A 21,690-nucleotide genomic window follows, 5' to 3' on the forward strand; every position below is an offset into this window, starting at 1 on the left:
TTCCTACTGCAGGAGCTGCCGAAGGCTGCGATCTTTTGCTCTCAAGCAGTCTGCGTTGTGCCAAAGGCCCCCTGGCGCAACAACAAAAGCACCAGGCCAAAAGCCCCGGCCGCCATCAACAGCGGCAATGCATGCCCGTTGATCCACTGACTGCCCGCCCCCGCCGCCAGTGGCCCGACCAGACAGCCGACACCCCACAACTGGGCGATATGCGCATTGGCACGCACCAGCGCATCGTCTCGATAACGCTCGCCAATCAGAATCAGTGACAAGGTAAACAAGCCGCCGGCACTGGCGCCGAACACCACCCACAACGGCCAGATCAGCAGCGTGTCGAGCAACATCGGAATGGCCAGGCTCGACAGCATCAACACCACCGCGCACCCGGCGAACAGCGTGCGCCGCGACAGATAATCGGCCAACGCGCCAATCGGCAATTGCAGCAGCGCATCGCCGACCACCACGGTGCTGACCATGGCCAGAGCGATTTCGGCGGTGAACCCCTGTTGCAGGCAATACACCGGCAGCAACGTCAGGATCATCGCCTCGAACGCGGCGAACAACGACACCGCCCAGGCAATCGCCGGCAACTCGCAGGCAAAGCCCCACAGATCGCCAAAGGTCACGCTGTTGGCCTCACTGCTCGGCGCGCCGCTGCGCCCCAACAGCAAGAAAGGCGAGAGCGTCAGCAGACCGACCCCGACCCAGAAACCGTAATCATGCTCGGTGCCAAGCGCCCCGAGCAGCAACGGGCCAGACAGTTGACTCAGCGCATAGCTGCTGCCATACAGCGCTACCAGACGTCCGCGCCACTGCTCGACCACCAGTTGATTGATCCAGCTCTCGCCGAGGATGAACACGATGGTCAGGATCACCCCGATCAGCAGGCGCAGCAGCAACCAGATCGGATAACTCGGCAGCAGCGCCAACAGGCCGATCGACAGTGCCCCGGCCCACAGGCACAGACGCATCAGGTTCGCCGTGCCGAAATACGCGGCGAGATGGCTGGAAATCTTCGCCCCCAGCAGCACACCGATTGCCGGCATGGCTGCCATCACACCGATGGCGAACGAGCCGTAGCCCCAGCCCTCCAGACGCAACGACACCAGCGGCATGCTGACCCCCAGGGCCAGGCCGACACTCAAGACAGACGCCAACACGGCGAAATACGTCGCCCACCGCATGTTCCACGCTCCTGTGGATTGTTTTATGTGCACCACAAAACCAGTGTGGGAGCGGGCTTGCTCGCGAATACGGTTTCACATCCAGCAGATCTGCTGACTGATAAACCGCCTTCGCGAGCAAGCCCGCTCCCACAGGGGATCTCTGTATGGTTCGGGAGCCTGAGCCAACCAGACTCCCTGATCAGCTTACAGCTTGATCCACGTCGCCTTCAGTTCGGTGTACTTGTCGAACGCATGCAGCGATTTGTCGCGACCGTTGCCCGACTGTTTGAAGCCACCGAACGGGGCGGTCATGTCGCCGCCATCGTACTGGTTGACCCACACGCTGCCGGCGCGCAGGGCCTTGGCGGTCAGATGCGCCTTGGAGATGTCCTGGGTCCATATCGCTGCGGCCAGGCCGTATGGCGTGTCGTTGGCGATCTGGATGGCTTCTTCGGCGCTATCGAAAGCGATCACCGACAACACCGGGCCGAAAATCTCTTCCTGGGCAATCTTCATCGCATTGCTCACACCATCAAAAATGGTTGGCTCGACGTAGGTGCCGCCGGTTTCCTGGAGGATGCGCTTGCCGCCGGCGACCAGTTTGGCACCATCGCTATGGCCGGACTCGATGTACGACAGCACGGTGTTCATCTGCTGGGTATCGACCAGAGCGCCGACGTTGGTCGCCGGGTCGAGCGGATTGCCGGGCTTCCAGGTTTTCAGCGCTTCGATCACCATCGGCAGGAATTTGTCCTTGATCGAACGCTCGACCAGCAGACGCGAACCGGCGGTGCACACTTCGCCCTGGTTGAAAGCGATGGCGCTGGCAGCGGATTCAGCGGCGGCCTGCAGGTCCGGCGCATCGGCGAAGACGATGTTCGGGCTCTTGCCACCGGCTTCCAGCCAGACACGCTTCATGTTCGATTCGCCGGCGTAGACCATCAACTGCTTGGCAATCTTGGTCGAACCGGTAAACACCAGCGTATCGACATCATTGTGCAGACCCAGCGCCTTGCCGACAGTGTGGCCGTAGCCCGGCAGCACGTTGAGCACGCCTTTCGGAATCCCGGCTTCAACGGCCAGCGCAGCAATGCGGATGGCCGTCAGCGGCGATTTTTCCGACGGTTTGAGGATCACCGAGTTACCGGTCGACAGCGCCGGGCCGAGTTTCCAGCAGGCCATCATCAACGGGAAGTTCCACGGCACGATAGCGCCGACCACCCCAACGGGCTCACGAGTCACCAGACCCAACTGGTCATGGGGGGTCGCGGCGACTTCGTCGTAGATCTTGTCGATCGCTTCACCGCTCCAGCTCAACGCCTGCGCCGCGCCCGGCACGTCGATGTACAGCGAATCGCTGATCGGCTTGCCCATGTCGAGGGTTTCCAGCAGTGCCAGCTCTTCGGCATGCTGCTTGAGCAGGCTGGCGAAGCGGATCATGGTGGCTTTGCGTTTGGTCGGCGCCAGGCGCGACCAGACACCGGAATTGAACGTAGCACGGGCGTTTTCGACGGCACAGTCAGCATCGGCGGCATCACAGCTGGCAATCTTGCCGAGCAGACGGCCATCGACCGGGCTGATGCATTCGAAAGTTTCACCGGAGACGGCGTCGGTGTATTCGCCGTTCAGGAAGGCGCGGCCTTCGATTTTCAGATCGCGGGCGCGTTGTTCCCAGTCGGCACGAGTCAGGGTGGTCATTCGGGTGTCCTCCTCTTATTGAATACGAGCACCGCAAGCACTGCGGCGCTGTTCAAGAATTCTGCCCGGCCAGCCTGCACTTTCGGCCCGAGGCACCCGCCACCCTAAACCAGCGACCGGGTTTGTTTCAATATATTTGACATAAGCTGGCCATACGGCCTTGCGGTGTTCATTTTAATAAACATAGACTTTGGGCCATTCCAGCCAACGCGCCGTCATTAGCGGAGAAAACAACAATGAACATCCAGAACGTCGTCGACATCAGCCTCGCCAGCAGCGAAGCCGAGCGCTATCGCCCGGACCCGGCGAAAGTGCTCAAAGGTGACCCTGAGCAGGCGGTGTTTCATCAATACGACAGCCCTTGCGGACAGATGGGCGTTGGCGTGTGGGAAGGCGCAGTAGGTCAGTGGACGGTGAATTACACCGAGCATGAATACTGCGAGATTCTGCAGGGGGTTTCGGTATTGCGTGACAGCGATGGCAATGCCAAGACCTTACGGGTGGGCGATCGCTTTGTGATTCCGGCTGGGTTTCGCGGGACCTGGGAAGTGCTGGAGGCTTGCCGCAAGATTTATGTGATTTTTGAACAAAAGGCCTGATTCGACACAGGCGGTGACGATAGCTACCAGACAGGTCAACGCCTTTTGTCGACCCGGATCCTTAACGATATAAATAACTACTGCACGTCGTCGTGGATTGTGCCGGATGCTGCAACCGGTCTCGAACAAAGAGACTCGACAGCATCAATCACAAGGAAGCGACTCCAATGATCAAGTATCTGAAAACCGGCATCCTGACCGGCGTGCTGCTGCTCGCCGCGCAGGCATCAGCCCAGGGCGAACCGTCACCTCAGCGTTGCAACACACGCTGGGCGCAGGAATTTATAGGCCAGTTTCTGACGTTTGCCGTCAAAGAAGAGGTTCGCAAGCAGGCGCGCGCCACCAGCGTGGTGGTCAACTCGCTTGATCGCCAGCACCAGAACAATCGCTTGCGCATCCAGACCGATCTGGATCTGAAAATCACTCATCTGGATTGCGGCTGACCTGTGAGCACTGTCCAGACACGGATAAACAAAAAAGGCCCGTATCGTAAGATACGGGCCTTTTTCGTAAGTCAGGAAAAATCAATTACTTGATTTTGCCTTCCTTGTACATCACGTGCTTGCGAACAACCGGATCATATTTCTTGATCTCGATTTTGTCCGGAGTAGTACGCTTGTTCTTGTCGGTAGTGTAGAAGTGACCAGTACCGGCGCTCGAGATCAAACGAATCAATTCACGCATGATTAGCTCCCTTAAATCTTGCCATCGCGGCGAAGTTCGGCGAGCACGACAGTGATGCCACGCTTGTCGATGATACGCATGCCTTTGGCAGATACGCGCAGACGCACAAAACGTTTCTCTTCTTCAACCCAGAAGCGGTGATGCTGCAGGTTCGGCAGGAAACGACGACGGGTTTTGTTGTTTGCGTGGGAAATGTTATTCCCAGTCACCGGACCCTTACCGGTAACTTGACATACTCTCGACATGCCTCAGCCCTCTAAAACCACATGCCCAACCCGGCATGGGTTGGCCGCTTAATCTCTCAGTCATTTGGCGCCAGGCGCCGCGTTTCTTTAGAGGTCTTACCGGCTACACCTACAGTGAAGGAACCGGGCCCCTAGAAAAGAGCGCTGCTTTATACCAGAAAGACTGGGGTGCAACAACAATCGGTGTGCAATCAATCGGCAAAAGGGCGATTTTTTCCGCCGCAGACGCCTTGGGCAAAGGCTGCGGCCGGTTTTGACCACTCGTCGCAGAAATCCGCCCCTACAGGCCTTTCAGACTTTTCATCTCGCCATCGGTGCTCGAAACCGCACAAGACTGCGCCTGAAAATGCAAAAAGGGGATAGTCATTTGCAATTCAGAGCTCTAGGGTAGGACTTTTCCAGACTGCACTTGCAGATGGGCCTTCGATCTGTAAAGGAAACCGACCATGCGCCTCGCTGCCCTACCCCTGTTGCTCGTCCCGCTCCTGCTGAGCCCCCTCGCCCAGGCCGCCGCGCTGAGCGTGTGTACCGAGGCCAGCCCTGAAGGGTTCGACGTGGTGCAGTACAACTCGCTGACGACCACTAATGCCTCGGCCGATGTGCTGATGAACCGTCTGGTGGATTTCGACACCGCCAGCGGCAAGGTCATCCCGAGCCTGGCCGATAGCTGGGAAGTCAGCACTGATGGTCTGACGTACGTGTTCAAACTGCACCCGCAGGTGAAGTTTCATACCACCGATTATTTCAAGCCGAGCCGCGAGCTGAGTGCTGAAGACGTCAAATTCAGCTTCGACCGCATGCTCGACCCGGCCAATCCGTGGCACAAAGTCGCCCAGAGCGGCTTCCCGCATGCGCAATCGATGCAGCTGCCGAGCCTGATCAAGAAGATCGACGCCCTCGACCCGCTTACTGTGCGTTTCACACTTGATCATCCGGACTCGACCTTCCTCGCGACCCTGAGTATGGGTTTCGCCTCAATCTACTCCGCCGAATACGCCGACAAACTGATGAAGGCTGGCGCTACCGAAAAGCTCAACAGCCAGCCGATCGGCACTGGGCCGTTCGTGTTCAATCGTTTCCAAAAGGACGCGGCGATCCGCTACAAGGCCAATCCCGACTATTTCCATGGCAAGCCTGCCGTCGACCCGCTGATCTTCGCTATCACGCCAGACGCCAACGTACGCCTGCAAAAACTGCGGCGCAATGAATGCCAGATCGCCCTGTCGCCGAAACCACTCGACGTACAGGCCGCGCTGAAAGAACCGACACTGAAAGTCGAAAAGACTGACGCGTTCATGACCGCATTCGTGGGCATCAACAGTCAGCATCCACCACTGGACAAGCCAGAAGTGCGCCAGGCGATCAACCTTGCCTTCGACAAGACCAACTACATCAAAGCCGTGTTCGAAGACACCGCCGAGGCTGCCAACGGCCCGTACCCGCCGAACACCTGGAGCTACGCGAAGAACCTGCCGGGCTATCCGCACGACGTGGCCAAAGCCAAGGCGCTGCTGGCCAAGGCCGGATTGAAGGACGGCTTTCAGACCACGATCTGGACGCGTCCATCGGGTAGCCTGCTCAACCCGAACCCGAGCCTCGGCGCGCAAATGCTGCAGTCGGATCTGGCCGAGATCGGCATTCAGGCCGAGATCCGCGTGATCGAATGGGGCGAACTGATTCGTCGCGCCAAGGCCGGTGAGCATGACCTGCTGTTCATGGGCTGGGCTGGCGACAATGGCGACCCGGACAATTTCCTCACCCCGCAATTTTCCTGCGCGGCGGTCAAATCCGGCACCAACTTCGCGCGGTACTGCAACGCCGATCTGGACAAGCTGATCAGCGCCGGCAAGACCACCAGCGAACAAGGCGTACGTACCAAGCTGTATGAACAGGCACAGGCGCAGATTCAGCAGCAGGCATTATGGCTGCCGCTGGCGCACCCGACGGCGTATGCCCTGACGCGCAAGGACATCAAAGGCTATTCGGTGAGCCCGTTCGGTCGGCAAGACTATTCCAGAATCAGCCTCAAGCCCTAGGCGGCAAGCCTCAAGCTAGAGCCGACCGCGCACGGCTCTGGCTTGCCGCTTGTAGCTCGATACTTGCCGCTGTCCCTTTACATCCAGCCACACTCCGCCATCGACAGCGGTTCGCCATCGCCGACGATGAAGTGATCAAGCACCCGCACGTCAATCAACTCCAGGGCCTGCCGCAGGCGCTTGGTCAGCAGCCGATCCGCCTGACTCGGATCGGTGTTGCCGGACGGATGGTTATGGCAATTATGGTATATGTTCGGAAACGTTGCAGATCTGGAGCTACCGATGCCAGACGTCCCTTTCTGCGAGATCCGAATGATTCGTACTGCCTCCAGCGGCCTCAGGCCATACCTGCTGGTGCAGGGGGTTCCAGTGATCCTAGCAAACCTCTGGGCGGAGGATTTGCTCCACAGATCGCGTCTCAATACCGTCGAAAATTACCTACGTGACATCGCTATCGCGTACGAGTGGGCTCTCAGCCGAGGTTCTCCACTGGAAGCGAAGCTTGAGCGCCTAGCGGTGTTCAGCTCAGCGGAACTGACATCGCTGGCCGAACGCCTCTGCTCCACCAAACGCGGTGCGGGTGCGAGCCAATCGACATGCACCCGACGACTCGAAGCTGTCAAATCATTCATAGATTTCTCCTTCGAGCACTACGTTGAGCTCAATCGACTAGGTCTACTTGAGCAAAGCCAAGCGGAAAAAAACAAAGCCAAGAATCTGCGAAATCTTCAAAAAAAAATCACCAAGATTGCATATCAATCAGAACCGCCGCTACCAGCAACGCCACTTGACTCCGGCGGACAAGCCTTATTCAAAGGGGTGCTCAGTCCTGATGACTTTAGGAACCCATTCCAAAGTAAACAGATACAGGCACGCAATTACTGTCTGTTCTTAGTAATGCTTGAAACACTTGCCAGGCGTGGCGAAGTGGTTCTCATAGAACTCGACGACGTTGACCTTGGTCCCTCACCTACAATACGCATCAAGCGCCCAAGCGATATCAACAGGGAGCGGAGACTGGACGGGGCTAGTCTCAAGACGCGCGGTCGGATAGTCCCCATAACCGCATCGGTAGCCGCGGTTCTGAACGAATACATTTCCGATCATCGCCCTAAACTGATCAAACCAAAAAGACCTTGTACAGCCCTATTCGTGAGTTCCCGTGACGGGAGACGGCTATCTGCGCGAACCGTAAACACCATTCTTCGTACCGTTGCAGCCAGCCTCGGCTTGCCAAACTTTTCAACACGAATTCATCCGCACGGCTTGAGGGCGACAGGGGCAAATATAGCTCGCAAAAAGTTTGAAAAAAGTGGCGCCAACAGCATTAATGTAAAAGATGCTCTGGCGTATCTGGGCGGATGGAGCCCCAGCAGCGAAAGTGTTCAGCGCTACTCTCGACAGGCCATATCTGATCGGCTCGGCGAAATAATCAGAAGCTCAGACAGCTCAAATTTTCGAGGCAATGAAGATGATTAAAATTTCGCCTGCCGAACTCGTAGCCGAGATTGAATGTCGCTTCGGCATCGAGGCCGATGCCTTTCCTTCCACAGTCAAATCCACCTTCGGTCAGGCTATAACAATTCACAACAATGATGCGTGGGTTGAGAGAATAACGGTAGAGATTGTCGGGTGTGCTCCGATGAATATTGCGTGGAGCAAGCCCCTACATTCTAACTTGTTAGTTGAGTGGCTACTCAGAGGGTGGTTCATCGACAGACTCCAAACCCACATCGACCTTAGGCCTCTGATTGTCGTCCAGCGGCTTCTGGCCCAGCATAAATTTTCGGGAAATGACGCGGATACTATTGGCAATAGGTTATCGACATTTGCTGTACGTGAATGCACTCGATTAAAAGCATCAAGCTGGTATGAGGAGCTAGTTGCTCTTCGAGTATTTTATCGATGGTGCTTGGATGAAGAAGTCCCAGGCTTCAACGAACATGACAGCCTTGAACTATCACAGCTTACAGTAAAGGCGCATGATAACAGGCATTTAGTCACGATGCGAGATGATGACTTTGGCCCTTTCACTCGCGTACAACTCGCGAACATTGAGATGAAGCTTGCCAACAATCCGCTCATCACTCATGCCCAACGCACGCTTTTTTTGCTCTGTCGCGACTGGGCTCTTCGCCCTATACAGTTGGCCCTAATGCAGGTTACTGACTTCGGGATCGATGAGGGCGGCCCCTTTGTAAAGGTGCCGAGTGTTAAAGGAATTAGACGTTCAAGGCTCAGGAGGCATCCGAGCAACCTGGTAAAACGTTACATCGCTAACGATACTGCAGAGGCAGTAGAACTTCAGTGCACTTTAGCTGAGACCCAATGCAATGCCGCATCGAAGGAAATCAACGCGATATGTGCCAGGCATGGAATAAGCACTCCAGTACTTCCTACGCCGTTGTTTCCCTCGGCGTACACAACCGAAAACCGCCTTTTACGCTTCCTCACCAACCCCAAGCTGACACCATTCACATTACATCTCGACAACCATAGAATAAGTTATGCGCTAACATCTCTCACTTGGATACTCCAGTTACCAGACCCTCATCGACCCATACAAAAAACAGAGCCCTTCATGCGGATCACCGCGTACCGACTGCGCAGGACCAAGGCTACTTCAATGGTTCTTTCCGGTGCATCCCCTGAAGAGGTCGCTGAAGCTTTAGATCATTCAAATCTGAACTCTATAAAGCACTACTTCCATTACAACCTTGAGCTGCAAGAGTTCATAAATACGACCCACATGGCAAGCCCGGAGATCAATGCAGCCGTGCAGATGTGGTGCGGCAAATTCATGGAAGAAATCCCTGACAGATCCGCGCTAAGGCCAATAAGTGGCTTAGGATCATGCAATTCTGAAGAGCCATGTCCTTACCACCCGACGGTCACTTGCTATGCATGCCCTAAATTCAGACCTAGCCGTCATGCTAATCATGAAGGGGCTTTAGCAGACATCACTAAATTCCAGCAGATGCTCGGGAGCAATTCCACTGGCGCTATGGCCCAACAGGTCGAAGCAGCAATTCACGGCGCTAAGTCAGTAATCATTGCTGTGAAGGAGTTGAAAGAATGAGCATATCAATGATGGTCTTAGACGACCGATACAAACATGCAGAGCAACAATTTAATGACCTCAAGGCCAACGGATTAGTAGCAGGAGATTTCGAGGGCAAGGTATGGCAGTATCGATCGAGTAATATTCCCTTCACATCACTCGATCCTCTCAACAGGCGAAATCAAGACCAACCCCCTCTCCCGCTAGTGATTGGCAAGCTTGCGCGCTGCTTTATAGTTAAAGAAATTCTGGCACATCCGTCAGCAGAGCTGATTATCGGCAGAATGGCCTCGATTAGGCATCTATCCGCAGTAATGGATAGCGAAAACATTGAGTGGAGCGACATAACGCGCAAAGTCTTCGACCGCACCGTAGACTCGATCAGGCATGGACGTTCAGACTCTACCATTTACCATAGAGCAAATGCCCTCAAGGCATTTGTTGATTTCCTCAACCAACTTAGCGTAATGGTCGATGGAGTACTGCTGCGATTCGTCGATAGGTTTATCAAATGGCAAACTGGGATACCCAACCCGACTCATAGTGCGCTTGAACTCACATCACGAGAGTTTCAGCAAAGAGAAGAAAATCTATACTCTTCTGACTTGCACAAAGGGATTGCACAAGCCAGGTGGTTGATCAAGCAGAACCCACATTTGGAGCCAACTGCGGGCTTCGATAGAATTCGACTTGAGGCGACCTGCTTTGGAATGGCGCTCGGTTTGAGAGTTGGTGAGATCGCGAATCTTCCAAAGAGTTGCCTTTTCCAAGATCCCAACACTCACACGACGTTCGTACGAGTGCCTGTAGAAAAAAACTGCATCCCCAACGCCGTACCCGTCGCAGACCTATGGAGCGCACCACTCACCGAAGCGTACGAGTACTTGCTGGCTGTCACTCAGGATGCTAGAGAGCGTGCTCTTGACATTGAAACCAATGGTTTCTCATTTATAGATAAAGCACTCGCAGCCTATCGCGCTAACCATCCGTTAGATCCCGGCGCGGTGGATCAACTCTCATCGTTGGATCTGCCCGTAGAACATCACTACTTTGTTGAGGAGATATGTAAGTGCTTCCCCGTATCTCCAAAAGAGCTCTACAGTGGTGGGCGATTTTACAGCAGCAGCGTTGAACTCCCTAGAATAACGGCCGCTCGAATCGCAATTTGGATAGATGAACGAATGCATAATTGGGATTGGTCTAATTTTCTCAATGAGTACAAAAAGAACTGTTATAGCGTATCCGTCATTGACATTGCAAAACACACAAAATCCTCCGAGGCGTCAGTAAAAAAGAGCAAATGGTTTGTAGATCACCTGCGCACCTTTCTCAAGGGAATGGTTCACGACGGGCTTTTCAAGCCTGGAAACAATCCTTCACATGCGCAACTCTTCGACATCCGGAATGAGTGGGCAAGCATCAGAGAACTTATGTTATCTCAAAGAGGATTCGGGGCGGGAGTACCATCCCTGGTCATAGATATCAGACTGCTCAAGCGCCTTTTAGAAGATAAATACAGATTTCACCTGCGACGCCATTTTGAAGAACAATTTTCAATGCCTGGTGATGGAAGTGAAGCACCTTATCATGCGAAGCACACTGCCAAAGGTTATCCTAGCAAGCTGAGTGACAACTTACTTGTAATCTGGGAAAACCAGTTTGACTCGATATCTGAGCTAGGGATCATCCCCCGCCCCCTATTTAGAGCCGATCTCTACAACTATCTCTCTTCGAACTCCTCAAAAAAAACAATCTTTCAGCGCCTTGACCTACGAGGGCAAGACGGTGAAATCTTTTCCATCACTCCTCATCAAATCCGTCGTTGGGTTACCACGGCAATTCTTCGTTCTGGTCCCTCTGAAACAGCTGTGGACCTATGGATGGGGCGAACCCCACGCCAAAGCCGTCAATATGACTACCGTACTGCCAAAGAGCGAGCAGAATATGTGAGATCTTTATACTTGGCCGTTGACCCTCCCCCAGACTTTTTGGGCAGGCTAGTAATCCGATGGCGGGAGGAGTCAATCGCTGACGAACAAATCGAAGAGATGATCATCGAGAAACTCAGCATTCTCAACCTAACGCCTTGGGGCGGGTGTACACGTGAGCTCTATATCAGTCCGTGCGACAGGGGCCTCATGTGTATCAGAGGCTTCGGTACAGATTCTGGATGTAAATCCTTTCACCTGAACCCTGATGATCTGGAAGCAAAGGCCGCTATCGAGAGCTTACTCAGCGAGTACGAGAAAATTTTGAGGGCAATTTTTGACAACCAAACTGACATCACGTCTAGTATTGAGGCTGAGCTCGATAATACTCACGCTTTCGATCAGCACGTTCTGTTTGTGATGGATATGGTTACGAGCTGCAAAACGGCCTTAGAAGCTTACTCAAAACCTAAGAAGGCTTCATCATGAAGCAGGAAAAAAAATGGAAGGACCACGTGCGGTCCATTCTCGCCGAATATGAGGCCGGACGGGTTCAGGAACCGCTCACCCAAAGTGGCCTTGCCCAGCAGGCGGGTGTTAGTCGTCAAACGCTCTGGAGAGATGAGGAAATACGATCTTTATATACGGCCACTCAGACCCATCTTAAAGACTTCAAAAAGGTCGGGCGTAAAAATAGTGATGCGAGAATTTATGCTCTCGAAGCACAGCTACAAAAAGCACGCATGGAGAACAATCGATTAATTCAGACAATCGTCAAAGCCGCTCAGCTAATGACCGAGGATGCAATTGACCCAAGACGATACTTCGAAGATACCACGAGCTGACTCACCAGCTATCCTCGTCTGTAAAGTTCCTTGAAGAAGCCATACTCACGGCACTCGGAGCTGTTAGGCTGGTAATACCGACGACCGCCTTGAACGGTGTAACACCTGTACAAACGATCCTCGCTTTCATGAATGACCTCCAGATGCTCCATCGCCCACCCGCTACTACCGTTCATCCACCCGGGAGTAACAATCTGAAGGGATAACTCAACGGCACCATTCAGGGTTAAACGCGTGAACTGCTCCAGCCCACGCATGTCCTCCAGAAAGAAGACCTCCACACACGTGTCCTCTCCCCGCTCCCTCGTCACCGTGATGTGAATCCATGGCGATGACAGCCGTTGCTCCACGAAATGCCAAGCCTGCTGATCCTCAGCCAGCCAGGCGAAGGAGCGATCCACCTCTGCCCATCGGTTGGTGATAAACATCATGACCCCCTCTCAAATGAACAGCATACATTGTAGTCATATACTGTTCACGGGTGCCTCATCTTTCCTTTTGCGGAAGATGCAAAGTGGAATTGAGACAGGCATTCGGTCGGGTTCTGAAGTGGATGCGAGTCCAGCAAAAGCTGACCCAAGAAGACTTCGCGACGGTGAGCAGTCGTACCTACATCAGCACGCTGGAAAGGGGACGATACGTCCCGACCATCGAGAAACTGGACACCATCGCACCAGTGCTGGGAGTTCATCCGATCACATTACTGGTTGGGAGCTATGCCCTCAAAGAGAACCGAGCAGTGGCAGAGTTACTCGCTCAAATCACTCAAGAAGCTGAACGCATGGACCTTGCAACGGCCTTCCCGGACTCAAGCAAAACCTCACACCAGAGCTGATCACCACCTGCTAATGCCGCGAAGCGATTGCCCAAGCGCCAATGGGGGGACTGGATTTTGCTCTATTGCAGGGCTGTTTAGGCCACAAGATACTTAGCACGCTTTCTGTCTAGCCTGATAAAATCTCAGGCCACTTCTTGGAGAATCTCATGTCCCGTCTCGCTGAATTTCGCCTTCTCGAACAACAGCTCGCCGCGCAGCTCGCCGAACTGGAAGCACTGAAGAATGATTCCGCCCTGAAGCAGGAAATGGAATTCGAAACGAAGCTCCGCAACCTGCTCAACGATTACGGCTACAGCCTGCGTCACGTGATCCAGATCATTGATCCGCAGCCCGTAGATTCCGGATCTATTGCACAAAAACCTGCACGGAAACCACGAGTAGTGAAAACCTACAAGAACCCGCATAGCGGAGAAGTCGTTGAGACGAAGGGGGGCAATCAGCGCACTCTGAAGGCCTGGAAGGCAGAGTACGGTGCCGAGGTGGTTGAGTCCTGGTTAGCCAACTGACTGTGCTGTAGTCGACCTGTGGCAGGAGCATAAACGTGAATCGTCGCCAAATGCGAATTCCCATTCTGGGGCGCGACGATTTTTTTGGTAGGTGGTAATGACACACCATTTATGCGCATTAAATAGAGGTCCACTTCAGAAACGGACGCTCCAAAATGCGCAATGCTCTCGTCACAATCTCAGTAAACACCCTCGCAAGCATCCTGGCTGGTCTCATGCTCCACTGGATCACCCCCCCTCCTACTGCCGAAGCCATTCGATCCGGGATCGCGACGCCTGTCTCACCGTCTAAGTCGGTTACCGAGCCTTGACATCTGCACCTCCGAATCATGTGGCCGGCTTACCCAGTGGATGCCTCAAAAAAGCAGAACTTGGGGACCAGTTCGCGCCCCGCCCGAAGCGCATGAAGTGATGTTCCGTTTTTAGACCAAGCGAGAGCACGCCAGGCTTACAAGTCAGTTGCATGATCAGCTGAACGAATTGCTGGAGCATTTCGTAAACCTCAACGAGGGGCTGTACTTCGGGGGCGGATGTCACGGTATTGCAGAATTTCACTATGCTCGATGCGGAGGATGAAGACTTCGTGCATTACAGCCTGCACGACTGGTTCAGTTTTGGAGACGCCATAGAAGACGACGATTTGCTGATTGAGCGGCCTTGATCGACGGTGCTGGGCCATAGCTGACGGCTGGTCTGCCTACCAACTGATCCGTTCCGTGGCAGGTGTTATTTTCTCTACAAGAATAGCCTCCACGCCTCGGGCGGGTCCCAGACCTGCACTGCGCACCAGGGGGTTAGTTGTTTCTGGGGCTCACAGACTCCTTACGGGGTAATCCCATGCTTCTGGCAAGGCCTGCCACCGGAGGGTGACCACCTAAGGGGCAGATAGGCCTTCCTGCTACCGAACTTCGCTGGGTACGATCAATAAACCCTCTATTGATACGGTTTTGGCAAAGATGGATGTGTACAAGCTCCGCATTGAAGACACTGAAAGCAAAACCATAGACAAGGATCGGTTCGAGTCTGAGACCTTCCGCAGGGAGCCGTGGTATCAGCCCGGAAGCGCGGGCAAGCTGGCTCAGTTCGCGGTGTGCCCGGCATGCGACAACCCTGTCCAGCTGGTAGGGCTGTATGAGTTACCCCCAAACGTAAAAAATCCCTTCGGAAAGCACGCGACGAAGAGCATTCGCGGTATCGCTCCATTTGATGGAGAGGCCCGTAACGATTGCCCATACTTCCAGCCCCGTCAGCACAAGAAGACCGACCGAAAAACCGGTTTTGACGGCGTACCGCGGAAGATTCTCAGGCTTTTGATAGAACAGTTTGACCGCGTGGTTTACATCCTGGAGAAGGAAACCCAGGTGGTGCTCTCGGAGAAAGCCTTGCGAGGCATGCTGCAGCGTTACAAAGGGGAGCGCGGCTACCTCTATACCGGTGCGACGCTACGCAACGTGCCATGGATCTTCGCCTATATGTCGGACGCCACTCGGCTCTTTGGCCAGAAGATAGGTGGGAATGCTGAGCTTGTGAAAGCGATAGAGTCTCAAGTGCCAGGGGCGGAAATCAGCACCAAAGGCCGGCTGGAGGCGAAGAGCCTTCCTGGGATGAAAGGCCCCTACTTCGATCTCAAGATGAGTTTCATCCGCCACCGGATCTCTAAGGATAACGAGGAATCCGGCCTGGTTGAGAGCATGGAGTTTGTAGTGTCCCAGCTTCGCAAAGGTGAGCTTGAGCACATTCACAAGCAGGTGCTCAAATTCGATCCGGCTTGGTTCGAGAGCCTCATCCGAATGCCTGTTGATCATCCCTATCGCAGGATGGACCGAGTGGATATGGCCCGTGAAGAGCTAGGCGATTTGCTGGTGTCGAACGGGTAGAGGTGAGCATCGTGTAAACCTATTTTTTTACCTGTTAACTACAGTGGTTAACAGGTAAAAAAACTGGTTTACAGGGACAGCGCTCGGCAGCTGTCCAGAACTGCTGCCAAGCGATAGCTCTATACCGCTATCAGCTACCAGCTGGTGCTTGGACGACCGTTAGCTGAATCCTGGAGGGCCGCTTAGCCCCCATATGTACGGTATTTCGAGCAGTCCTTTTTTTGTTCGCGCAGCCTTCCGGCTCACCGCTGTTGGGGTTTACGTCGAACCGTGGGAAATTGCTGCCGGCAATCTCAAGGCGCAAGCTGTGACCGCGCTTGAACAGGTTGCAGGTTGCAAACGGTTCGATCTGCACCTTGAAACATTCCCCAGGTACCGTCGGCTTCGGATCGTTCCAGCTGTCCCGGTATCGGCAACGAATGATGCCGTCTGTAATGTTCATGGCATACCCCTCTGGGAAGTCATCGCTTGGCGGATAGACGTCGACCACCTTAGCGGTAAAGTCAGTGTCTAAGCCGTCGGTCTCGACCCACAGCTGGATCGTTACCGGACCGGCGACAGCAAGGTCAGCTTCAAGCGGCTCAGTTTCGAAACACAGCACATCGCTGCGCTGGCAGATGGCACTGCCATCTCCGCGCGCGCCGAAGAAGCGTGGTGTTTCTCGCTGATCAAACGCTCCGCCTTCGAAGACAGGAGCGCCGGAAGTCAGCGCGCCGCCGATGGTCGGTACTGGATTAGATGGATCGGCGAGGAAGTGGCAAGCAGCATCGGTTGCCGCTGGCCCCCCTTTGCTCAACTGACCGTCAGGATGAAGATAAAGATCCAACCGCTGGCTGCCAGGTAATGGCCACTGCTGTGCATCAAGCCACTGACCACCATGATCTATTCGCGTGTCCTGAAGCTTGCGACCACTACCACCGCCCATCATGAATACCTGCACCTGTTGGGCTGGTGCAGTGATCTGTAGCTGCAGATGGTTTACAAACCACTCAATACGACAGGACAGCCAATCCTGCGCCACTTGCCCATCGAAAGCGGCGGCTGGGCCAAACTCGGCATCGCCGCTGTGGCTAATGTTGCGGTCGCCATGCAGCCAAGGGCCCATCACGAGTCGTTGTGGTGCCTTACCGTTCGCGACGAAGGCAGCAAAGTTATCCAGGGTTGAGCTGACATAGGCGTCATACCAGCTCGACATGTGCAGCACCGGAATATCGGGAATGTTGCTGCGATAGTGATCGGCGCAAATGCCCAACTGTTGCCAATAGGCATCGAAACAGCCGCGGCCCCATTGGTCGAACAGGTAGTCCTCATACGCTGGCGCATGACGCAGCGGTGAAAATCCTGGACGCCACGGCATATGGGCGAACCAATGCCGGATGTCTTCCTGCTCCAATGCTTCGCGCAATAGTGGATCGGCTTTGGCTGCCGGACTTTCCTTGGCCTGCTTGTATGCCCATGTGGCCTGTTTGAGCTCGAATGCGCCTCCTTGGCGGATGCCACATTGATAAGCGTTGGCGAAGCCTCCAGAGTCCAGCACCATCGTCTTCAGCCCTGGAGGATTTAAGCAGGCCATAGCGAGCTGAGTATGGGCTGCATAAGAAAGACCCATGCTTCCGACCTTCCCATTGCACCAAGGCTGCTCGACCAACCAGGCCAAAGTGTCGTAGCCGTCTTCTGCTTCGTTGACGTACTTGATGAATTCGCCTTCGGAGGCGTAGCGACCGCGGCAGTCCTGAAACACAGTGACGAAGCCATGTTCGGCAAAGGCTTGGGCCATCTCTTCACGCCCTAAGTGATGACCATTCAGGCATTTCTCCGAGCGTGAGGGCTTGCTCTTGTCGTATGGAGTGCGTTCGATCACCACTGGCCACACGCCGGTACTTTCATCAGGCAGGTAGACATCGGTGGCCAACCGAACGCCATCGCGCATCGGGACCATCAGGTTTCTGAGGATTTGCATGTTTGACACTCAAAGCAGTAGGGCCGCATACGCGGCCCGAGATTTCAGTAGCCGGTCAGAACGGCAATGGAGAGGAGGCACATGGCGATGGCCGCGAATACCAGGCACAACGGCCAGATGAATCGCGCCCATTGACCCCATCCGACTTGAGCGGTCGCAAGCAGCACTAGTAGGCCACTTGAGGTAGGAGTGATCAGGTTTGTTAGACCATTGCCCAGCAAAAAGGCATACACAGTGGTCTGAGCGCTCACACCTGACAATTGCCCCAACGGTCCGAAGATTGGCATGGTCACTGCTGCTTGCCCCGACGTGGACGGGATCAGGACATCCAGCCCGAGTTGTGCGAAGAACATGCCGTACGCCGAAACTAGAGGGCCGTGATCGCTGACCAGGTTGGAAAGGTTGTTGACGATAGTGTCGAGCACCTGGCCAGTGCTGAGGATGATCTCCACCGCAGTGGCGAGACCGATCAGCACGCCGGCCATTAGCACCTTCTTCATTCCGTCGACGAATGCGCCGGCAGCCTCGCTGGCACCGATGCCAGCCACCACACTGAACACCATGCTCATCGCCAAGTAGTACGCAGACAACTCTGGGTACTTCCAGTGCCAGCGATTGGAGGCATAAACCAGGAAGGCGACGCCCGCTCCCAGCAGTAGAAGGTTGAGACTGTGGCGTGGCGCTAGCGGTGTGCGCTTAAAAGTAAACTCAGCACTGGCGTCGTAACCCAGTCGGCGTACAGTCATTAACACGAAGCCAATGCCGACCAGCAGAAACACCAAGTAGGCTGCCACACGCATATTCAGCCCGCTGAACATTGGAACGCCCACTAGCGGCTGGGCAACCGCCAATGCCACGGGGTTGGTAATCGAACCCAGATAGCCGATTTTCACCGAGATCACCACGATCGCCAGACCAACAATGTTGGGCAGCCCCAGGCGATTGGCCATCGCTACCATTAGCGGGACGATCAGGATGAACTCTTTGGCCAGTCCCATGAACGTGCTACCGGCCGAGAACACCAGCATCAAGCAGGGTACCAGCACGTAGATGTTGCCCCGGGTAAGGCCAAGTATCCGCTCAAGACCAGCATCGATTGCCCCGGCCTTGTTCAGCACGCCAAACATTCCGCCGATGAACAAAACCATGAAGATCAGGCCGGCTCGCTTCTCGATGCCCTGTGGAATGGCCATGAAAGCCTCAACCAAGGAGACCGGACGTGCAGCAGAATCGGTTGTGGCACGCGGCTCTGTGGAAAATAGCTGGCTTAGAGAGGCGTCCTTTTCCAAGGTCTGGTACGAACCGGGGACAACAGCGATGTCTTTGCGCTGGAACTGGCCTGAATCGACGAAGTAGGTGAAGGCCAGAGCCATGAAAACAATGCTCAACAGGATCAACGCAGGATTGAGCTGCTTGGCCGGGCGAGGGATGTCTGCTTTTCCAGCAGGCGCGGCTTGCGCCGCCGGTGCATGAGGTAGGTTCATGGTGCGCGATCTCGATTATTGTTTTGTAGGGGCCCAGGGCTACAGGGCGCACACTAGTTCAATCGGATGCAGTCACTCAACGTTATGAGTAAATCGGGTTGGGCTATGCAATTTATTGCGTTGGCGTAGAACCATTCACCTCTGTGAGCCTGTTACGCATGTGCTCCGCGAAACTCTCAACCAGCAAAGAGCGTGGCTGGTCTTTGCGGAAAATCAGGCCAAAACGATAGCAAAGCGCAGGTCTCAGCGGCTTGGCGATCAAAGGAAGGCCACCAAACTCTTTGGCCAAAAGACCATTGATAATTGAGACCCCCATACCCTCTGCAACGAATGCGCAAGCAGCACTGACCGAGTGGACCTCTACGCGAACTTGAGGGGTAATTTCAGCCTCTCGGAAACGCAGGTCGAGTTCAGATCGAAGGCTCCTTTGCCGCCCCAGAAGCACGAGGGGTTCATACCGCAATGCTTCGAGACTGACCTCCGATAGCTCCGCCAGTGGATGGCTTTGGTGCATGACGCACATCCCTTCGGTCTCCAGTACCGGTAGCACTTCAAAATGCTGAAGTTCCGTAGGCAAACGCACGAAAGCGAAGTCAGCGCTTTTGTCGAGTACGGCCCTTTCCAGCGCATCGTATCCGCCGGTGATGACCTCTACGACGACGTCCTCACGGCCCTGCATGAATTCGGCAACGATCCTCGGTAGCAAGTGTTGAGACATGCTGGTCGGTACTGCAACCTTGAGCAGACTCCGGCGCGAATGACCCAGTCTCAGCTCATCTGCCATGCGTTGTACGCGCTGGAGGTTGTCTACGAGCTCCGCCACCTGTCCAAGGAGTTCTTCCGCCTCAGGAGTCGCCATCAATCTGCCCTTACGTCGAAGGAAGAGCGCGAGGCCTAAGTGATCTTCGAGCTGAGTTAACAAGCGGCTGACGGCCGATTGGGACAAGCCCATACGGGTAGCAGCTCCGATGGTAGAGCCCGTTGTCATGATGGCTTGAAAAGCTTCGAGTTGTTTGAGGTTCACAAGATACTCCGAGGTTTCTTACCAACTAAACGCATAGCCTCATGCGTATTACTCATAACGTTGTTGCCGATTCCACGACGGGTTAGTGTCCGCCGCATGAGTGAATCCCGTCCAGCATGACGCTGCGTAATCTGCGATGGATAGTACTGGGTCGCTCCATTTTGATGCTGCCAAAAATCACAATACACAGCAGAGATTTCCGATGAACACCCTCACAACATCGCGCACACTCGCGTGTGCAAGCGTCATTGCTAGCTTGTTCCCCAATTTTGCTGAAGCAGACTTCTTCAAAGACTCCGAGGGCCGGCTGGCTCTGCGAAATTACTATTTCAATGATGGATTTCGTGATGGGGGCGAAGATCGCAAAGAGTGGGCGCAGGGTTTTCTGCTCAAGCTACAGTCAGGTTACACCGAAGGACCTGTAGGCTTTGGTTTGGAGGCACTGGGACTTTCAGGAATCCGGCTCGACTCAAGCGCTAAGCATGCGGGGACAGGCCTTCTGCCGGTCCACGACGATGGTCGGGCAGCTAGCGAATATTCGAGTCTTGGCATTACCGCTAAGGCCAAATGGAATGACCTTTTGGTCAGTGGTGGCACTCTCCTCCCCAAAATCCCCGTCCTGGTTTACAACGATGGTCGACTACTACCTCAAACGTTCCGAGGTACCCAAGCGGAGTACACCGGTGTTGATCGGTTGTACCTTCAAGCTGGGCATCTAGACAAATTCAAAGCCCGAAACTCTACCGATAGCGTCGATATATTTCCTCAGGGATATTCCGGAGGTGGCGGTACGGACTTTGATTTTGCGGGGATGCGCTACGACCTCACCAAACAGCTCAGTTTTAGCAGCTACTACGGGGAACTTCGGGATTTCTACCGCCAACAATTTTTCGGGTTGGTTTACACACTGCCGCTTGGCCCAGGCAAGCTAACTAGCGATCTACGTTACTTTATCAGTGATGATGCTGGCGCAGCCCGTAATGGTGTAGTTGATAGCGATATGTTTAGCGGTTTACTCAGTTATCGTCTGGGTGGCCACACGTTCAGTGCTGGATATCAAAAGGTTGATGGCAGCACCGCACTTCCGTACGTGAGCGTAAGCACGGTCTACTCGTTCAGCAATGCTAGCGTTGGCAAATTCATTCAGCCCGGAGAGCGGACCTGGATGGCGAGGTACGACTACGATTTTACTAGCATGGGAATTCCTGGACTGAGCTTCATGACCCGCTACTACAAGGGCGAGGATGGGGTCTATCGTGGTCAGGAAGCCCGGGAGCACGAGTCCAATACGAACCTGAAATATGTGATCCAGGACGGGCTCTTCAAAGGTGTGGGGGCTGAGTTTCGATATGCAGTGGCCAGGAGCACGTACAGCAGTGACCGGGATAACTACCGCTTGTATCTGACGTACGACATTGCATTGTGGTGATAGCTTCAAGTTCCCCTTGAAGCCGTCATCTAAAGGCAGCTCCCGCAGTCGGGAGCTGCCTTGTTAACCTACTCCCCCTTTTTGTGCTTGTGGGGTTTCAGGTCCGGATGGTCCTTCTGCTTCTCAGGCGTGACTCGCTGCCTTTTATCCGGAGTGCCATCTTCGTTAGTTCGTTTAGGGCCTGGCTTGATGCTCATGCGAGATTTCCTTTATCGCTTGGGTTGGTGGGTGCTGCTATGTAGTTAGTCCAGCTTCTTATAGCTGTCAAAGCGGACGGGAGCAGAAGCACTTGGCATCCCAGAGGGGCCAT

General features: G+C 54.6%; 19 protein-coding genes and 1 pseudogene. 11 read left to right on the forward strand and 9 right to left on the reverse strand.

Annotation, left to right across the window (positions count from 1 at the left end; genetic code table 11):
* Positions 1-41 precede the first annotated feature (41 nt).
* Together CXF97_RS23800 and CXF97_RS23810 are read right to left on the reverse strand one after the other, a co-directional pair.
* Entirely contained in the window at positions 42-1,184 is a 1,143-nt protein-coding gene (locus CXF97_RS23800) for an MFS transporter (RefSeq protein ID WP_101161615.1), read from the reverse strand.
* Positions 1,185-1,370: 186 nt separating this feature from the next.
* Positions 1,371-2,864 carry an aldehyde dehydrogenase gene (locus CXF97_RS23810; RefSeq protein WP_101161617.1) on the reverse strand — a complete coding sequence of 498 codons (1,494 nt, stop codon included), beginning with the start codon at positions 2,862-2,864 and terminating at the stop codon, positions 1,371-1,373.
* A gap of 236 nt (positions 2,865-3,100) precedes the next feature.
* Between CXF97_RS23810 and CXF97_RS23815 the strand changes: the two genes are divergently transcribed.
* Both CXF97_RS23815 and CXF97_RS23820 read left to right on the forward strand, forming a co-directional pair.
* A complete protein-coding gene (locus tag CXF97_RS23815; RefSeq protein ID WP_101161619.1) occupies positions 3,101-3,463 on the forward strand; it encodes a cupin domain-containing protein in 363 nt (120 codons plus the stop codon).
* A 167-nt stretch (positions 3,464-3,630) separates the two neighbouring features.
* Positions 3,631-3,906: a peptidase inhibitor gene (locus CXF97_RS23820; RefSeq protein WP_101161621.1), complete on the forward strand. Its 276-nt coding sequence runs from the start codon at positions 3,631-3,633 to the stop codon at positions 3,904-3,906.
* Positions 3,907-3,991: 85 nt separating this feature from the next.
* Here the strand turns inward: CXF97_RS23820 and rpmG are convergent, their stop codons facing one another.
* Positions 3,992-4,147, reverse strand: a complete 156-nt coding sequence (gene rpmG / locus CXF97_RS23825; protein WP_016772554.1) for a 50S ribosomal protein L33 — start codon at positions 4,145-4,147, stop codon at positions 3,992-3,994.
* 11 nt (positions 4,148-4,158) lie between these two features.
* Positions 4,159-4,392 (reverse strand): 50S ribosomal protein L28, encoded by a 234-nt coding sequence (gene rpmB, locus CXF97_RS23830; protein WP_007920377.1) that lies wholly within the window; start codon positions 4,390-4,392, stop codon positions 4,159-4,161.
* A gap of 446 nt (positions 4,393-4,838) precedes the next feature.
* On the opposite strand from rpmB, the gene CXF97_RS23835 reads away from it, so the two are divergent.
* Complete coding sequence (locus CXF97_RS23835; protein ID WP_101161624.1) at positions 4,839-6,428, forward strand: ABC transporter substrate-binding protein; 1,590 nt, start codon at positions 4,839-4,841, stop codon at positions 6,426-6,428.
* 77 nt (positions 6,429-6,505) lie between these two features.
* Here the strand turns inward: CXF97_RS23835 and CXF97_RS23840 are convergent.
* A pseudogene (locus tag CXF97_RS23840) lies at positions 6,506-6,664 on the reverse strand (JAB domain-containing protein); the annotation flags it as partial.
* Positions 6,665-6,710: 46 nt separating this feature from the next.
* On the opposite strand from CXF97_RS23840, the gene CXF97_RS23845 reads away from it, so the two are divergent.
* The 4 genes from CXF97_RS23845 to CXF97_RS23860 are packed head-to-tail and all read left to right on the forward strand — an operon-like array spanning position 6,711 to position 12,262.
* A complete protein-coding gene (locus tag CXF97_RS23845; protein ID WP_019819803.1) occupies positions 6,711-7,907 on the forward strand; it encodes a tyrosine-type recombinase/integrase in 1,197 nt (398 codons plus the stop codon).
* Entirely contained in the window at positions 7,900-9,507 is a 1,608-nt protein-coding gene (locus CXF97_RS23850) for a site-specific integrase (RefSeq protein ID WP_003253494.1), read from the forward strand. The genes CXF97_RS23845 and CXF97_RS23850 overlap by 8 nt, the downstream gene beginning before the upstream one ends.
* Complete coding sequence (locus tag CXF97_RS23855) at positions 9,504-11,906, forward strand: hypothetical protein (protein WP_003253492.1); 2,403 nt, start codon at positions 9,504-9,506, stop codon at positions 11,904-11,906. Before CXF97_RS23850 ends, CXF97_RS23855 begins: the two co-directional genes overlap by 4 nt.
* Positions 11,903-12,262, forward strand: a complete 360-nt coding sequence (locus CXF97_RS23860; RefSeq protein ID WP_003253491.1) for a hypothetical protein — start codon at positions 11,903-11,905, stop codon at positions 12,260-12,262. Before CXF97_RS23855 ends, CXF97_RS23860 begins: the two co-directional genes overlap by 4 nt.
* Before the next feature lie 8 nt (positions 12,263-12,270).
* Here CXF97_RS23860 and CXF97_RS23865 read toward each other — a convergent pair whose 3' ends face one another.
* A complete protein-coding gene (locus CXF97_RS23865; protein ID WP_169918881.1) occupies positions 12,271-12,690 on the reverse strand; it encodes a hypothetical protein in 420 nt (139 codons plus the stop codon).
* 86 nt (positions 12,691-12,776) lie between these two features.
* Here CXF97_RS23865 and CXF97_RS23870 point away from each other — a divergent pair, with 86 nt between their 5' ends.
* From CXF97_RS23870 to CXF97_RS23880, 3 genes are all read left to right on the forward strand, one after another.
* Positions 12,777-13,097, forward strand: coding sequence for a helix-turn-helix domain-containing protein (locus CXF97_RS23870; RefSeq protein WP_003253486.1), 321 nt, complete (start codon positions 12,777-12,779; stop codon positions 13,095-13,097).
* 149 nt (positions 13,098-13,246) lie between these two features.
* Complete coding sequence (locus tag CXF97_RS23875; RefSeq protein WP_003253484.1) at positions 13,247-13,606, forward strand: histone-like nucleoid-structuring protein, MvaT/MvaU family; 360 nt, start codon at positions 13,247-13,249, stop codon at positions 13,604-13,606.
* A gap of 956 nt (positions 13,607-14,562) precedes the next feature.
* Complete coding sequence (locus tag CXF97_RS23880) at positions 14,563-15,483, forward strand: hypothetical protein (protein ID WP_003253479.1); 921 nt, start codon at positions 14,563-14,565, stop codon at positions 15,481-15,483.
* A 130-nt stretch (positions 15,484-15,613) separates the two neighbouring features.
* On the opposite strand, the gene CXF97_RS23885 is transcribed toward CXF97_RS23880, so the two are convergent.
* From CXF97_RS23885 to CXF97_RS23895, 3 genes are all read right to left on the reverse strand, one after another.
* Positions 15,614-17,443: a CocE/NonD family hydrolase gene (locus CXF97_RS23885; RefSeq protein ID WP_003253477.1), complete on the reverse strand. Its 1,830-nt coding sequence runs from the start codon at positions 17,441-17,443 to the stop codon at positions 15,614-15,616.
* A 44-nt stretch (positions 17,444-17,487) separates the two neighbouring features.
* Positions 17,488-18,927, reverse strand: coding sequence for a YfcC family protein (locus tag CXF97_RS23890; protein WP_003253475.1), 1,440 nt, complete (start codon positions 18,925-18,927; stop codon positions 17,488-17,490).
* 112 nt (positions 18,928-19,039) lie between these two features.
* Positions 19,040-19,951: a LysR family transcriptional regulator gene (locus CXF97_RS23895; RefSeq protein ID WP_003253472.1), complete on the reverse strand. Its 912-nt coding sequence runs from the start codon at positions 19,949-19,951 to the stop codon at positions 19,040-19,042.
* A 202-nt stretch (positions 19,952-20,153) separates the two neighbouring features.
* On the opposite strand from CXF97_RS23895, the gene CXF97_RS23900 reads away from it, so the two are divergent.
* Positions 20,154-21,380 (forward strand): OprD family porin, encoded by a 1,227-nt coding sequence (locus CXF97_RS23900; RefSeq protein ID WP_009682006.1) that lies wholly within the window; start codon positions 20,154-20,156, stop codon positions 21,378-21,380.
* The last annotated feature ends 310 nt before the right edge of the window (positions 21,381-21,690 follow it).

The organism is Pseudomonas sp. Choline-02u-1 (genome assembly GCF_002836515.1).
Lineage (GTDB): Bacteria > Pseudomonadota > Gammaproteobacteria > Pseudomonadales > Pseudomonadaceae > Aquipseudomonas.